The 12,885-nt window shown below is 65.2% G+C and carries 10 protein-coding genes; 8 read left to right on the plus strand and 2 right to left on the minus strand.

Annotation, left to right across the window (positions count from 1 at the left end; translation table 11 throughout):
* The first annotated feature begins 252 nt into the window (after nt 1-252).
* Complete coding sequence (locus tag BRA1417_RS0101985; RefSeq protein ID WP_027514369.1) at nt 253-1,875, plus strand: amidase family protein; 1,623 nt, start codon at nt 253-255, stop codon at nt 1,873-1,875.
* 247 nt (nt 1,876-2,122) lie between these two features.
* Here BRA1417_RS0101985 and BRA1417_RS0101990 read toward each other — a convergent pair whose 3' ends face one another.
* Nucleotides 2,123-3,061, minus strand: coding sequence for an IS110 family transposase (locus BRA1417_RS0101990; RefSeq protein WP_245286133.1), 939 nt, complete (start codon nt 3,059-3,061; stop codon nt 2,123-2,125).
* A 398-nt stretch (nt 3,062-3,459) separates the two neighbouring features.
* Between BRA1417_RS0101990 and BRA1417_RS0101995 the strand changes: the two genes are divergently transcribed.
* The 3 genes from BRA1417_RS0101995 (at nt 3,460) to BRA1417_RS0102005 (ending at nt 6,817) form a co-directional block, all read left to right on the plus strand.
* A complete protein-coding gene (locus BRA1417_RS0101995) occupies nt 3,460-4,680 on the plus strand; it encodes an MFS transporter (protein ID WP_027514371.1) in 1,221 nt (406 codons plus the stop codon).
* An 11-nt stretch (nt 4,681-4,691) separates the two neighbouring features.
* Nucleotides 4,692-5,858, plus strand: coding sequence for an acyl-CoA dehydrogenase family protein (locus BRA1417_RS0102000; protein WP_027514372.1), 1,167 nt, complete (start codon nt 4,692-4,694; stop codon nt 5,856-5,858).
* 206 nt (nt 5,859-6,064) lie between these two features.
* A complete protein-coding gene (locus tag BRA1417_RS0102005) occupies nt 6,065-6,817 on the plus strand; it encodes a hypothetical protein (RefSeq protein ID WP_027514373.1) in 753 nt (250 codons plus the stop codon).
* A 45-nt stretch (nt 6,818-6,862) separates the two neighbouring features.
* Here BRA1417_RS0102005 and BRA1417_RS0102010 read toward each other — a convergent pair whose 3' ends face one another.
* Nucleotides 6,863-9,025: a bifunctional diguanylate cyclase/phosphodiesterase gene (locus tag BRA1417_RS0102010; RefSeq protein ID WP_027514374.1), complete on the minus strand. Its 2,163-nt coding sequence runs from the start codon at nt 9,023-9,025 to the stop codon at nt 6,863-6,865.
* A 468-nt stretch (nt 9,026-9,493) separates the two neighbouring features.
* Here BRA1417_RS0102010 and mepA point away from each other — a divergent pair, with 468 nt between their 5' ends.
* From mepA to modC, 4 genes are all read left to right on the plus strand, one after another.
* Complete coding sequence (gene mepA / locus BRA1417_RS0102015) at nt 9,494-10,438, plus strand: penicillin-insensitive murein endopeptidase (RefSeq protein ID WP_027514375.1); 945 nt, start codon at nt 9,494-9,496, stop codon at nt 10,436-10,438.
* A 221-nt stretch (nt 10,439-10,659) separates the two neighbouring features.
* Nucleotides 10,660-11,442: a molybdate ABC transporter substrate-binding protein gene (gene modA / locus BRA1417_RS0102020; RefSeq protein WP_027514376.1), complete on the plus strand. Its 783-nt coding sequence runs from the start codon at nt 10,660-10,662 to the stop codon at nt 11,440-11,442.
* Between the two features lie 12 nt (nt 11,443-11,454).
* Nucleotides 11,455-12,150, plus strand: coding sequence for a molybdate ABC transporter permease subunit (gene modB / locus BRA1417_RS0102025; RefSeq protein ID WP_027514377.1), 696 nt, complete (start codon nt 11,455-11,457; stop codon nt 12,148-12,150).
* Nucleotides 12,151-12,152: 2 nt separating this feature from the next.
* On the plus strand, nt 12,153-12,815 hold the full coding sequence (gene modC, locus BRA1417_RS0102030) for a molybdenum ABC transporter ATP-binding protein (protein WP_027514378.1): 663 nt from the start codon (nt 12,153-12,155) through the stop codon (nt 12,813-12,815).
* The last annotated feature ends 70 nt before the right edge of the window (nt 12,816-12,885 follow it).

Genomic DNA, 12,885 nt, shown 5'->3' on the forward strand with positions numbered 1-12,885 from the left:
GCTGCCGGTTGGAGGCCAAAATCGCTGCCTGTTTCGGAAGAGTATCACGCTGTTCTGGAAAACGATAATGTCCGAGCAGCACCAATAGTTTCTTGGAGCCGGCGTGAGCTCTTCGAGCTTGCATCATCATCTCCGATTCCGCACTTCACGTCGCGATTGCCGGATTGACGCCACACTACCTTGATCCTCCTCGCCAAATAGACCACCATCGTGCGATTGACCGCTCACGGTAGAATGGGCGAGGAAACGCGAATGTCCGAGCTTCCTGGATCTTGCCTGACTGAACGGACGCCGTCGGCGCCGACCATGCAGATGCTCGCGCACGCGCCGATGAGCGACATCATCGATGCCTTGGCCGGCGGGCGGATCACCGCGAGGGCGCTGGCCGAATTCTATCTCGCGCGCATCGCGGCGTATGACCGCGACGGGCCTAAGCTCAACTCGGTCCGTGCACTCAATCCCGATGCGCTCGCGGGCACGCTCGACGGCACGAGGCCGTCGCCCCAGCGGCCGCTGGCGGGCGTCCCTATCCTACTCAAGGACAATATCGCGACCGGGGACGAACAGCCGACCACGGCGGGCTCGCTGGCGCTGGAGAGTGCGCGCGCCAGGGATGACGCCACCATCGTCAAGCTGCTGCGGCGTGCCGGCGCGGTGATCCTGGGCAAGGCGAACCTGATGGAGTTCGCCAATATGCTCGCGATCGACATGCCCGCGGGCTATTCATCGCTCGGCGGCCAGGTGAAGAACCCCTATGCGCCCGCGCTGGACGATCGTGGGATTCCGGTGATGTCTCCAGGGGGATCGAGCTCGGGTTCGGCGGTCGCCGTGACAGCCGGCCTCTGCGCGGCCTCAATTGGCACGGAGACCTCAGGCTCGCTGCTGCATCCCGCCAGCCTGAACGGCCTCGTCACCGTGAAACCGACCGTCGGGCTGATCAGCCGCGCCGGCATCCTGCCGATTGCGCACAGCCAGGACACCGCCGGTCCGATGACGCGCACGGTGCGCGATGCCGCGATGCTGCTGAATGTGCTGGCTGCCAAGGACCCGCTCGACCCAGCGACGCAAGAGCAACGGCGGCCGGCCGACTACACCGCCGGCCTCGTCACCGACGCGATGAAGGGCGCGCGCATCGGCGTGCCGAGCGACCCCGCCGACCCGCTGAACGATTGCTATTACGGCAAGCTGCCGCCGAAGTCGGCCAAGCTGATGGCCGAGGTGATCAAGGTGCTGGAGGATCTCGGCGCCGTCATCGTGCAGGCCAGCATGCCGACACTTGGCTGGATCGGTGGACCGGGCACGACCATGGCCGTGCTCAACCGCAATCCGCTGAGCACCCACAAAGGCACGGTCGCAAGACCCCCGGTCGTCTTTCTGTACGAGATGAAGCACGGTCTCAATCTCTATCTGCGGGAATGGGCGACCAACACTGACATCAAGACCATGGCCGACATCGTGGCCTTCAACGCAGCGAACGCCGACAATGCGCTCCGTTTCGGACAGGACCACTTCCTCGCCGCTGACCTGACCAGGGGCGATCTGAGCGAGCCCGAGTACAAGTCCGCACGTGCCATGGACCTGCTCTCCGCCAGGACGCGCGGAATGGACGCCTATATGAACCAGCACGAGCTCGACGCGGTGCTGTTCCCCGGCGCCTACGGCGCCATAATCGCCGCCAAGGCGGGCTATCCCAGCGTCATGGTGCCTGGCGGCTTCGTCTCGGGGACGAACGACGGCAAAGACACGCCCGACTATCCGCTCGGCGTCACCTTCGCAGGGCGCGCCTGGAGCGAGCACAAGCTGCTGCGTCTGGCGTATGCCTTCGAGCAAGCAACGAACGCACGCAAGCCGCCGCCGGGTTTGCCCGAGCTGTGATGTCGCCCGCGTCAGCGCGAGCTTGCGAGACCAAACCGTCATTCCGCGGCGCCAGTTGGCCCGAGCCCGGAATGGCGGTGGACCACCTTGATCCTCCCTGCCACATAGACCACCATTGCCTCCTTACCGCTCACACCAAGAATGGGCGAGGAAACGCGCATGTATGCAACTCCCGGATTTGGCCTCATCGAGCGCGCCCGCGCCGTCGCGCCGCTCATTGCCGACGCGGCGACTGGCGTAGCAACCATTAAGTCTGGATGACGTTTTCGCGCCAGGGCGTACCTCTGGCAACGACAGTGTTGGCATAGATCAGGAGCTTCCTGGCGCAAGCCACCATAGCGACGTTGTGGGCTTTCCCCGCGGCCGTGAGACGGCTGTAGAGGTTGATCAAGGCCTTATTCCAGCGGAAGGCTGCGGGGAGCGCGGCGGCGTAGAGGGAGCGCCGAAGACGGCCCCGGCCCCCGGCGATGTGACGCTGGCCTTTGTATTTCCCGCTGTCGTCGTCGAAGGGAGCAAGACCTGCGAGCGCCGATGCCTGCTCCCGGTTGATGCGGCCGAGCTCGGGCATCCGGATAATCAGGGCAAGCGCGGTGCGTTCGCCAATGCCCGGAACGCTTATGACGAGATCAAGTCGGGCAGCCAGGTCGTGGTGATCGCGCAATTGCTTGGCAATGAGGCGTAGCTGCGCCAGTCTTCGCACCTTGAGCCGCGCAATGTCGGCGAGAACCATTCGTTTCAGGCGCGGTTCGGCAATGTGCTCGAGCCGGGTCTTGAAGCGAGCGATATCCTCTTCGATTTGCTCGACGAAGGTCAGGCCGTCGGCAAGTGCCGTCAGTCGCTGGTCCGCCCCTATCTCATGTGGTTCGATTGCGGTCGCACATGCGGCAATCAAAGCCGCATCGAGCGCATCATTTTTAGCCCTCTGGCGGTGCATGCGCGCAAAGGCCCGCACCTGGATCGGTTGGAGAACCAGAACGAGAAAACCTGCCGCCTGCAGGTGCCTGACCACACCACGTTCGTAACCACCGGTCGCCTCGATCCCGACGCGTTCGACTCCGGCCTTTGTCAGCTCCAAACGAAGTTGTTTCCAACCCCGCATTGAGTTTGCGACTTGTAAACGCTGAGTCTGTCCGCAAATCGCAACGTCCAGCTTGTCTTTGGCCGTATCGATGCCGGCCACAATCATGCTAGTCTTTTCCATCTTCCTCGACCCTGCCTTGTGAAGCGAACCAAATTGTTCCGGCAACCATCCGGGTCCGATGAAGGTGCTGGCGCGATCACGCTACGGGGCAGCCACAAACTGCTCAGGATGGGTACGATCCGATCGCCAGCGGCCTGCTGCGGATTGCAGTCCGCAGCAGGCCATTCCTCACGGAACGGGTCGATGATATTCGATTCCGCTATTACAAGGATGGGTTGAGCTCTTGCGAAACCCATCACCCGAAGTGCAGTCCAGAAGTTTGTGAGTTTCGCTTCCGCTCTACTCATCCTGCGGGCTGATACCGCAGCCTTGCCCTCCCCCGGCAGATCGGTCACCATCCCTGCTGCGCACCATCAACAAGACCAAAAGCGCAGAGGAACCGCATGAGCAAGCCATCAGGCTTCAACTACGGCTGGGTCGTCGTCGCCGCGGGTGCGCTGATGACATGCGTCGGCTTCGGCACGATGCTGTCGCTTGCGGTCTTCCTGCAGCCGATCTCGGACTCGATGGGATGGTCGCGCGCCGGTGTGTCGGCGGCGGCGACGATCGATTTCCTCTGCATGGCTGCTGCCGCGTTTGTCTGGGGCACGCTGTCGGACCGGTTTGGCACCCGCATCGTGGTGCTTGCCGGAAGCGTTCTGTTGGGGCTCGGTCTCGTGGCCGCGAGCCAGGCCGCAAGCCTGTGGCAGTTCCAGCTGTACTTCGGCGTGCTGATCGGCATCGCCGCCGGCAGCTTCTACGCGCCGATGATGGCGCTCGCGAGCGCCTGGATCGAGACCCACCGCAGCCTCGCGGTGGCACTGGTCTCCGCCGGCATGGGCGTGTCGCCGGTGACGATCGCGCCGACCGCAAGCTGGCTGATCACCGCCTATGACTGGCGCATCGCGATGCTGGTGATCGGCATCGCCGCGTGGGCGCTGCTGATCCCCGCCAGCTTCCTGGTGCGCTCGGCGCCGGCAGCGGCCGGGCCCACAACGGCGAATGCCGCGCCGGAGATGGAGTTGACGGGGTCGCAGGCGCTGCGCACGCCGCAATTCATCGCGCTCGCGGCGGCGCATTTCGCCTGCTGCGCCGCGCATTCCGGCCCGATCTTTCACATGGTGTCCTATGCGATGGTGTGCGGCATCGCCCCGCTCACGGCAGTGACGGTCTACAGTGTCGCCGGGGTCTCCGGGCTCGGCGGCCGCCTGCTGCTGGGCGCGGCTGCCGATCGCATCGGCGCCAAGCCGGTGCTGGTCGCCGGCCTGTTCGTGCAGGCGATGTGCATCGCGACTTATCTCGCGGTGGCGCAGCTCGGTGAATTCTACGCGCTGTCCGTCGTGTTCGGTCTCGCCTATGGCGGGGTGATGCCGCTCTATGCGGTGCTGGTCCGCGAGTTCTTCGGCGCGCGCATCATGGGCACGGTGTTCGGCGCGGTGTCGGCCTTCGCGAGCCTCGGCATGGCAATCGGGCCGTGGGCCGGCGGACTCGTGTTCGACAATTTCCAGCGCTACACATGGCTGCATGCGGGCTCCTTCGCAATCGGGCTTGCCGCCGTCGCGGTGGCACTGAGCTTCCCGACCAGGCGCCGGCAATCGCTCGACCTTGGCCGCGCCGCGGCCTGACGAGGTGGCGCATGAACAGGTCGCAAGTCTTCGATCAAGGCCTTGATCTCGTCGAACGTGCCCGCGCCATCGCGCCGCTCATTGCCAGCGAAGCCGACGAGATCGAGCGGACGCGGCGGCTGACGCCGGCCGTCGTCTCCGCGCTGATCGAGAACGGGCTCTACCGCGCGCTGCTGCCGCAGAGCCTCGGCGGCACTGAAGCGCCGCCGGAAGCCTTCATGCAGATGCTGGAGGAGATCGCGAAGGCGGATGCCTCCACCGCATGGTGCCTCGGTCAATGCACGGTCTGCGCGATGATCGCGGCGTCACTCGACCACGACACCGCGCAGGAGATCTTCAACACGTCGCCGGGCATCCTCGCCTGGGGCGCGATCGGGCATGAGGCGCGGGCGGTTGAAGGCGGCTATCGCGTCACGGCGCGCTGGGATTTTGCCTCGGGCTCGCGGCAGGCGAGCTGGCTCGGGGCGCATGTCCGCATCGTCGGGGCCGACGGCGCGCCGCGGAAAAATGCCGACGGCTCGGCGGAGGTGCGCACCATCCTGTTTCCGGTCGCGAGCGCCGTGCTGCACGACGTCTGGCAGGCGATCGGGCTCGCGGGCACCGGCACCGATTCCTACGAGGTCGCCGACCTGTTCGTCCCCGAGCGCTTCACCGCGTTTCGTGACGTGCCGTCCGCGCTGCGCGAGCAGGGTCCACTTTACAGGATCGGCACCGGTTCGACATTCAGCCTCGGCTTTGCCGCGGTGTCGCTCGGCGTGGCGCGCGCCACGCTGGATGCCGCCATCGCGCTGGCGCGCGGCAAGCATCAGTCGCTGGCAGCCAGCGCCATGCGCGACAACGGGGCGGTCCAGGGCCTGATCGGCCGCACCGAGGGCGACCTGCGGGCCGCGCGCGCCTATCTCTATGCGACAGCAAGCGCGATGTGGCGCGATCTCTGCGCGACCGGCGAATTCAGCGCGGCGCATCGGAGCTCGGTTCGCCTCGCCGCGACCTGGACCATTCACCAGTCGGCCAGGGTGGTCGACACCGCCTACCACATGGCGGGCGCCACGGCCGTATTCCGCAGCAATCCGTTCGAGCGCCGCTTTCGCGACATGCACGCCATCGCGCAGCAGATCCAGGCGCGCGACACGCATTACGAAGATGTCGGTAAGATGATCCTTTCAGGGGACCGCTGACGTCGACCAGTTGCGAAAGTGCACGCACGCTGACCTATATTGAGTTCGCATCCAGCGTCTTCGCCGCTGAACCTTTGTCAATTTTCCCGGACCAATTTCTATAGCTACAAAAACGACAGCTTTTCCGCTGTGACCGCGCCGACCATTTGGACGTGATAGTTCTGAATTGCTTTTTAGCGCGCCGATTTGCGCAAGAGAGGTCCGTTATGGGCCGCACAGCTGGCAGGAAAGTCAGTTGCCATGCCATTCAGGGGCGTTCGCCGGGATGGCACCATGGTGGCATTCTCATTGTTGCCACCCTCTGCATCGCATGCACTCTCCTGTTTGCGAGCGAAGCCGTGGCTCAATGCTCGGCGCGAGACGTCCTGCGGAATCAGCTGAAGCTCAAGCAGGCGCCGTCTGATCGGCCGCAAGTCCCAATCAAATCCGCCGTCGATCTCCCCGCGTGGAAGACGATCCGGATCGGGACGTTTGCAAACTTCTTCGCCCTCAGCAACGCTTTGGATGCGGCAGGTTGCGGCATCGGAAGCTCGGCTGGCGAAATTCTCGCGCGGCCGACGTTTACCGTTAGCGCCACGAAGACGAGCGTAGAGCTTTTCACGGTGTCGGCTGCCGAACTGGGCTTTCGAACCGACGCGGCGTTGCTGGCGGACATCTACGCGCGCGCCAAACGCTTGGGCTTCGGCCTCGCGGCGGCAGAACTCGGACCACAATTGAGGCTTCAATATTTCGACCAGCCGATCGGTGAGTTTCTCATCATCGGAATGGAGCCAATCAGGACCTGGCAGGGTGCCCCCGTCATCTTGAATGTCGCCAATGGCGGCGCGGGACTCATCCTCATCGGCCAGGATGGCAGCGCCGACGCACAGATCCCCGTGGCATCCCGCTTCGTATTCGTGCGGTCCCATGAAACCGCTCCTGCCGAGGAGCAAGAGGCCGTAACGCTTGTCGGCCACTGAATTTCAACTGTGCCCAACTCAAGACGCAAGCCGGCATCCCGCAGCCTAGGCCACCAGCGCGGCGTCCTCGCCTACGCCGTCGATGCCGCGCTGCGCGGCGAGCAGGCTGATGATCTCGGCATTCGGCCGGGCCTTGCTGAACAGAAACCCCTGGCCTTCGTCGCAGCCCTCAGTGCGGAGGCAGCTCAGCTCGGTTTCGGTCTCGACGCCTTCGGCGGTGATGGTGACGCCGAGGCCCTTGCCGAGGCTGACGATGGAGCGGATGATCGCCTGGGCCTCGCGATTGGCGCCGAGATCGCGCACGAAGGACTGGTCGATCTTGATCTTGTCGAACGGGAAGCTGCGCAGATAGCTCAGGCTGGAATAGCCGGTACCGAAATCGTCCATCGAGACGCGCACACCGAGCGCGCGCAACGCGTGCAGCGTCGCCAGCACCTGGGCGCTTTTCTCCAGCAGCAGCGTCTCCGTGATCTCGAGCTCGAGCCGCCGCGGCGGCAGGCCGGAATGCTTCAGCGCATCCGTTACCACCGAAAGCAGATTGCCGCTGCGGAACTGGAGCGGCGACAGGTTGACGGCGACGCGGACGTCGTCCGGCCAGGTCGCGGCGTCGTGACAGGCCCGGCGCAGCATCAGGCCGCCGAGCGGGTTGATCAGCCCGGTTTCTTCCGCGACCGGAATGAACTCGGCCGGGGGGACCATGCCGCGCTCGGCATGCGGCCAGCGCACCAGCGCCTCGAAGCCGGTGATGCGGCCGCTCTGAAGGTCGATCAGCGGCTGGTAATACGGCCGCAGCACGTCGTTCTGGATGGCGTCGCGCAGCTCGACCTCGATCTTGCGGCGGGTCTGCGCTTTCGCATCGAGCGCCGCCTCGAAGAACGCGAACGAGCCGCGCGCATCCAGCTTGGCGCGCGACAGCGCCATGTCGGCGCTCTTGAGCAGCTTTTCGGAATCGTCGCCGTCGCCCGGCGCCATCGCGATGCCGATGGAGGCGCTGATCACCACTGAATGGCCGTCGAGCAGATAGGGATCGGCGATGGCTTCCAGCAGGCGCTTGGCCAGCAGCACCGCATCCTCGGGACGCGTCAGGCCGCTCTGCACGATTGCAAACTCGTCCGAGTTCAGCCGCGCCAGCGCGTCCTCCTCGCGCAAGGTCGAACGCAGCCGCTTGCCGACGCCGCGCAGCAGCTTGTCGCCGACCGCGTGACCCAGCGTGTCGTTGACCGCCTTGAAATTGTCGAGCCCCAGCATCAGCAGGGCGACCTTGTCGGTGCTGCGCCTCGTATGCAGCAGCATCTCGTCGACCTGCTGGCGCAGCAGGTTGCGGTTTGGCAGACCGGTCAGCCCGTCATGCTGGGCCATGAAGGCGAGCCGTGCCTCGGCGCGCTTGCGCTCGGTGATGTCCATCAGCGCGAGCAGCACCGCGGGCCGCTCGGCATAGGTCAGTTCGCGGGAATAGATCGCAAGGTCGATCAGGGCGCCGTCGGCCTTGACGTGCTTCCAGGTGCGGCCGGCCTGCTCCTCGCCGGCCGAATCGGCGGTCCAGGGCGGCTTGCTGTCGAAGGCCTGAAGGGAACGGATCGTCAGCAGCTCGAACTCGGCGCGGCTGTAGCCGTAATGGGCGACAGCTGCATCGTTGACGCCGAGGATGCGCTCGTCGCCGAGCGCGCAGACGATCATGGGGACGGGATTGCCGTCGAACAGCAGGCGGAACGAGGCCTCGCGCTGCTTCAACTCGGTGATGTCGACGCGCAGGCCGACGACGCCGCCGTCGTCGGTCAGCCGCTCGTCGATCAGAATGACGCGGCCGTCCGCCAGCTTCTGCTCGTGGCGTGAGCCGGGCTGATAGAGCTTTTGCAGCCGCTCGGCGATCCATTCTTCCTCGTGGCCGGCGGCTTCGGGATAGTCGCCGCGGGCGACGCCGATGCGCAACGTGTCCTCGAGGCGCGCGCCTTTCTCGAACAGATCGGCGGTCTTGCTGTAAATCTCCGCGTATTGCTTGTTCCAGAGGACATAGCGGCCCTCGGCATCGAGGAACACGATGCCTTGCGGCAGGATGTCGATGGCCTGGCGCAGGCGCTCATGGGATTTGCGCGCTTCCGCGATCGCGGCCTCGGCACGGCCGCGCAGAACTTCGTCGCGTTCGGACGGAGGACGAGGGGCGCGCGCAAAGCGCGGCTTGCGCGGGTGCAGGCCGGACCTGCCAAGCACGCTTCCCTTTCGCTTTTTTGGTCTTCGAAACCCCAAACTCAACTTCACTCGTCCCAGTCGCACCCAGCGACCGCAACTCTTGGGGCAAGTGTCTGAAAGAAAGGTAATCTTGGGTGGCATGGCGATGGGACGCACGGTCTGGCGGTCTCGAAAAAACAGCCCGCATTGCTCGTTTGCAAGGCGCGACAGCGCCGATGGGCGCTCCAGGCGCGCCGCGTCGTCGTCATCGGAGAACGAGATGGCGCAAAATTCCGCGCTGCCTTGAATCATTTCCGGGATCGCGCGCGCTTGCATGCAGAAGGGGGTGAGTACGCGTCCCGCGCACGAATTTTGGTCAATGCATGAGAGGGTTATTGCATCGTTAAAAATCGGCCGGCCGACGCACTGGAACTGCGACTTCGAGACGATATTTCAGCCGAGGGACTGTTTCTTAACCCTGACCCGGTGTTGGGCTATAAGGATGTCAACATGAGTCCCCGCCGCCTCGCCCCTCTCCTGCTCGTCATGACGCTCCTGGCCGCCGGCGACGCGCTGGCCCAGGACAAGGGCAGTGTCAACCCAAAGCCGCTGCCGCCGCTCGCCAATCCGAACGATCCCAATATCGGCGCCAAGGAGCTGTTCGCGCGAAAGCTGCTGCCGTCGACCGGACCGGCGCACGTCATCGGCTCCTATGTGAAAGGCTGCATCGGCGGCGCCGAGCAGATGCCGCTCAATGGCGACAATTGGCAGGTGATGCGGCTGTCGCGCAATCGCAGCTACGGTCACCCCGCGATGATCGCGCTGATCAAGCGGCTTGCGGCCCGAGCGCACAAGGACGCGGGATGGCCGGGCATCCTGGTCGGCGACATCGCCCAGCCGCGCGGCGGGCCGGCGCTGTCCGGCCATGCCAGCCACCAGATCGGCCTCGATGCCGACATCTGGCTGACGCCGATGCCGGACCATCGGCTCTCGCGCGAGGAGCGCGAGGACATGTCGGCGGTGATGATGGTGCGCCCGGACCGGCTCGATATCGATCCAAAGGTGTTCACGCCGGGCCATGTGCTGGTGCTGCGCGACGCGGCGCAGGAGCCGGCGGTGCAGCGCATCTTCGTCAATGCCGCGATCAAGAAGGCGCTGTGCCGCGAGGCCAAGGGCGACCGTTCCTGGCTGTCGAAGATCCGGCCGTGGTGGGGCCACGACTATCATTTCCACATCCGCATGCACTGCCCGGCGGGCGCGAGCGACTGCGAGGGCCAGCCGTCGCAATCCGAGGACGAAGGCTGCAAGCCCTCCGATCTCGCCTATTGGTTCAGCGACGGCGTGCTGCACCCAAAACCCCCGCCGGAGCCGCCGAAGCCGAAACCGCCGATGACGCTGGCGCAGATGCCGGCGGCGTGCAAGGCCGTGCTGCACGCGGGCAATGCGAAGCCGTGAAGCTCTCCGCCGGGATGACGAATTCCTGGTTGGCGCTATGCGAACCGTCGCCTTTGACCTGTTCCGCCACCCTGTTATGATGACTCAGCGATCGCTTGCCGGACCGTAAGTCCGTCGGGCTTGTCGGAACAGCGCTTCCGCCGGTCGCAAGCCTCATTCAACCAACGCCGTCTTGCGCGCGCCGCCTTGCGTGCCTTGAGCGCGCGCATGGAGCGCTTCCGATGTCCCGCCTTTCCGTGCTTTTTTCGGCCTTGTTCGTTCTGGCCGCGACCCTTTCGCCTGCTGGAGCCGAGGACAAGACCATCACCGTGTTCGCCGCAGCCTCGATGAAGAACGCGCTCGACGAGGTCGACGCCGCCTACACCGCCAGGACCGGCGTTAAGTTCAGCGTCAGCTATGCCGCAAGCTCCGTGCTCGCCAGGCAGATCGAGCAGGGCGCGCCGGCCGATGTGTTCGTCTCCGCCGACACCGACTGGATGGATTACGCGATCTCGAAGAAGACCATCAATGAATCGACCCGGGTCAATCTGCTCGGCAACAGCATCGTGCTGATCGCGCCGAAGGATTCCAGGCTCGACAACGTCGCCATCACGCAGGGTTTTGACCTCGCAAAGCTCGCCGGCGACGGCAGGATCGCGACCGGCGACGTCAAATCCGTGCCGGTTGGTAAATATGCCAAGGCGGCGCTGACGAGCCTGGGCGCCTGGCAGGCGGCGGAGCCGAAATTCGCGATGGCCGAGAGCGTGCGGGCTGCGCTGACGCTGGTCGCGCGTGGCGAGGCCAATCTCGGCATCGTCTATTCCACCGATGCCAAGGTCGAGCCCGGCGTGGAGATCATCGGCACCTTCCCGGCGGATTCGCATCCCGTAATCATCTATCCCGTCGCTGCAACCACGACAGCAAAGGGTGAGACCAGCGACTATCTCGCCTTCCTACGCTCGACCGCCGCCAAGACCATTCTGGAAAAATACGGTTTCAAGTTCCTGATCAGCCCCTCCACTTGATTTTGCGATTTGATGCTCGACATCTCTCCCGCCGAATGGACCGCGATCCTGCTCTCGCTCAGGGTTGCCGTGATCGCGACGCTGGTGGCAACGCCGTTCGGCATTGCCCTGGCGTGGCTGCTCGCGCGGCGTGATTTCTGGGGCAAGTCGGTGCTCGATGCGCTGGTGCATCTGCCGCTGGTGCTGCCGCCTGTCGTCACCGGTTATCTGCTGCTGCTGACCTTCGGCCGCCGCGGCCTTGTCGGCGGTTTTCTGGCCGATACTCTCGGCATCGTCTTCGCCTTCCGCTGGACCGGTGCTGCGCTTGCCTGCGGCCTGATGGCGTTTCCGCTGCTGGTGCGCCCGATGCGGTTGTCGATCGAGGCGATCGACCGTCGGCTCGAACAGGCCGCCGAGACGCTCGGCGCTGCGCCGTGGAAAGTGTTCTTCACGGTGACGCTGCCGCTGGCGCTGCCCGGCGTGCTCGCCGGCATGGTGCTTGGCTTTGCCAAAGCGATCGGCGAGTTCGGCGCCACCATCACCTTCGTCTCCAACATTCCCGGCGAGACCCAGACGATTTCGTCCGCGATCTATTCGCTGATCCAGACCCCCGACGGCGACGCCGCCGCGGGACGGCTCGTGATCGTCTCGATCGTGCTGGCGCTCGGTGCGCTGATCGCCGCCGAATGGTTCGCCCGCCGCGCCACCGCGCGCCTGCACGGGAATTGACCATGCTGCGCGTCGACATCGAAAAGCAGCTCGGCGAGTTCTCGCTGTCCGCCGCCTTCGCGAGCGAAGGCCGTGTCATCGGCCTGTTCGGGGCGTCGGGCGCCGGCAAGACCTCGCTGGTCAACATGATCGCGGGGCTGCTGCGGCCCGACCGCGGCACCATCGTGATCGACGGCGAGACCGTTGACGACAGCGCGGCCGGCATTCATGTCCCGACCTGGCGCCGCCGCATCGGCTATGTGTTCCAGGATGCGCGGCTGTTTCCGCATCTCAACGTCGCGCAAAATCTCGACTATGGCAGGCGGATGAACGGCCTCGCCCCCGATCCGGCGCAGCAAAAGCGCGTCATCGAGCTGCTCGACATCGGCGCGCTGCAGGGTCGCCGCCCCGGAAAGCTCTCCGGCGGTGAGCGCCAGCGCGTCGCGCTCGGCCGCGCGCTGCTGTCGCGGCCGCGCCTGCTGCTGCTCGACGAACCGCTCGGCGCGCTCGACGAGGGCCGCAAGCTGGAGATCCTGCCCTATCTGGTGCGGCTGCGCGACGAGGCCAACGTCCCCATGGTCTATGTCAGCCACGACGTCGCCGAGCTGCGCCAGCTCGCGACGCAGATCGTGATGCTGAAGCAGGGCCGCGTGACGTCGTTCGGCGGGGTGAAGGTGCTGACGTAGCCATACTGGCGGTCGCACCCTTCGCCGTCGTCCTGGCGAAAGCCAGGACCCATACCGCGTGATCTATCAG

Origin of the sequence: Bradyrhizobium sp. WSM1417 (genome assembly GCF_000515415.1) — a bacterium.
GTDB lineage: Bacteria > Pseudomonadota > Alphaproteobacteria > Rhizobiales > Xanthobacteraceae > Bradyrhizobium.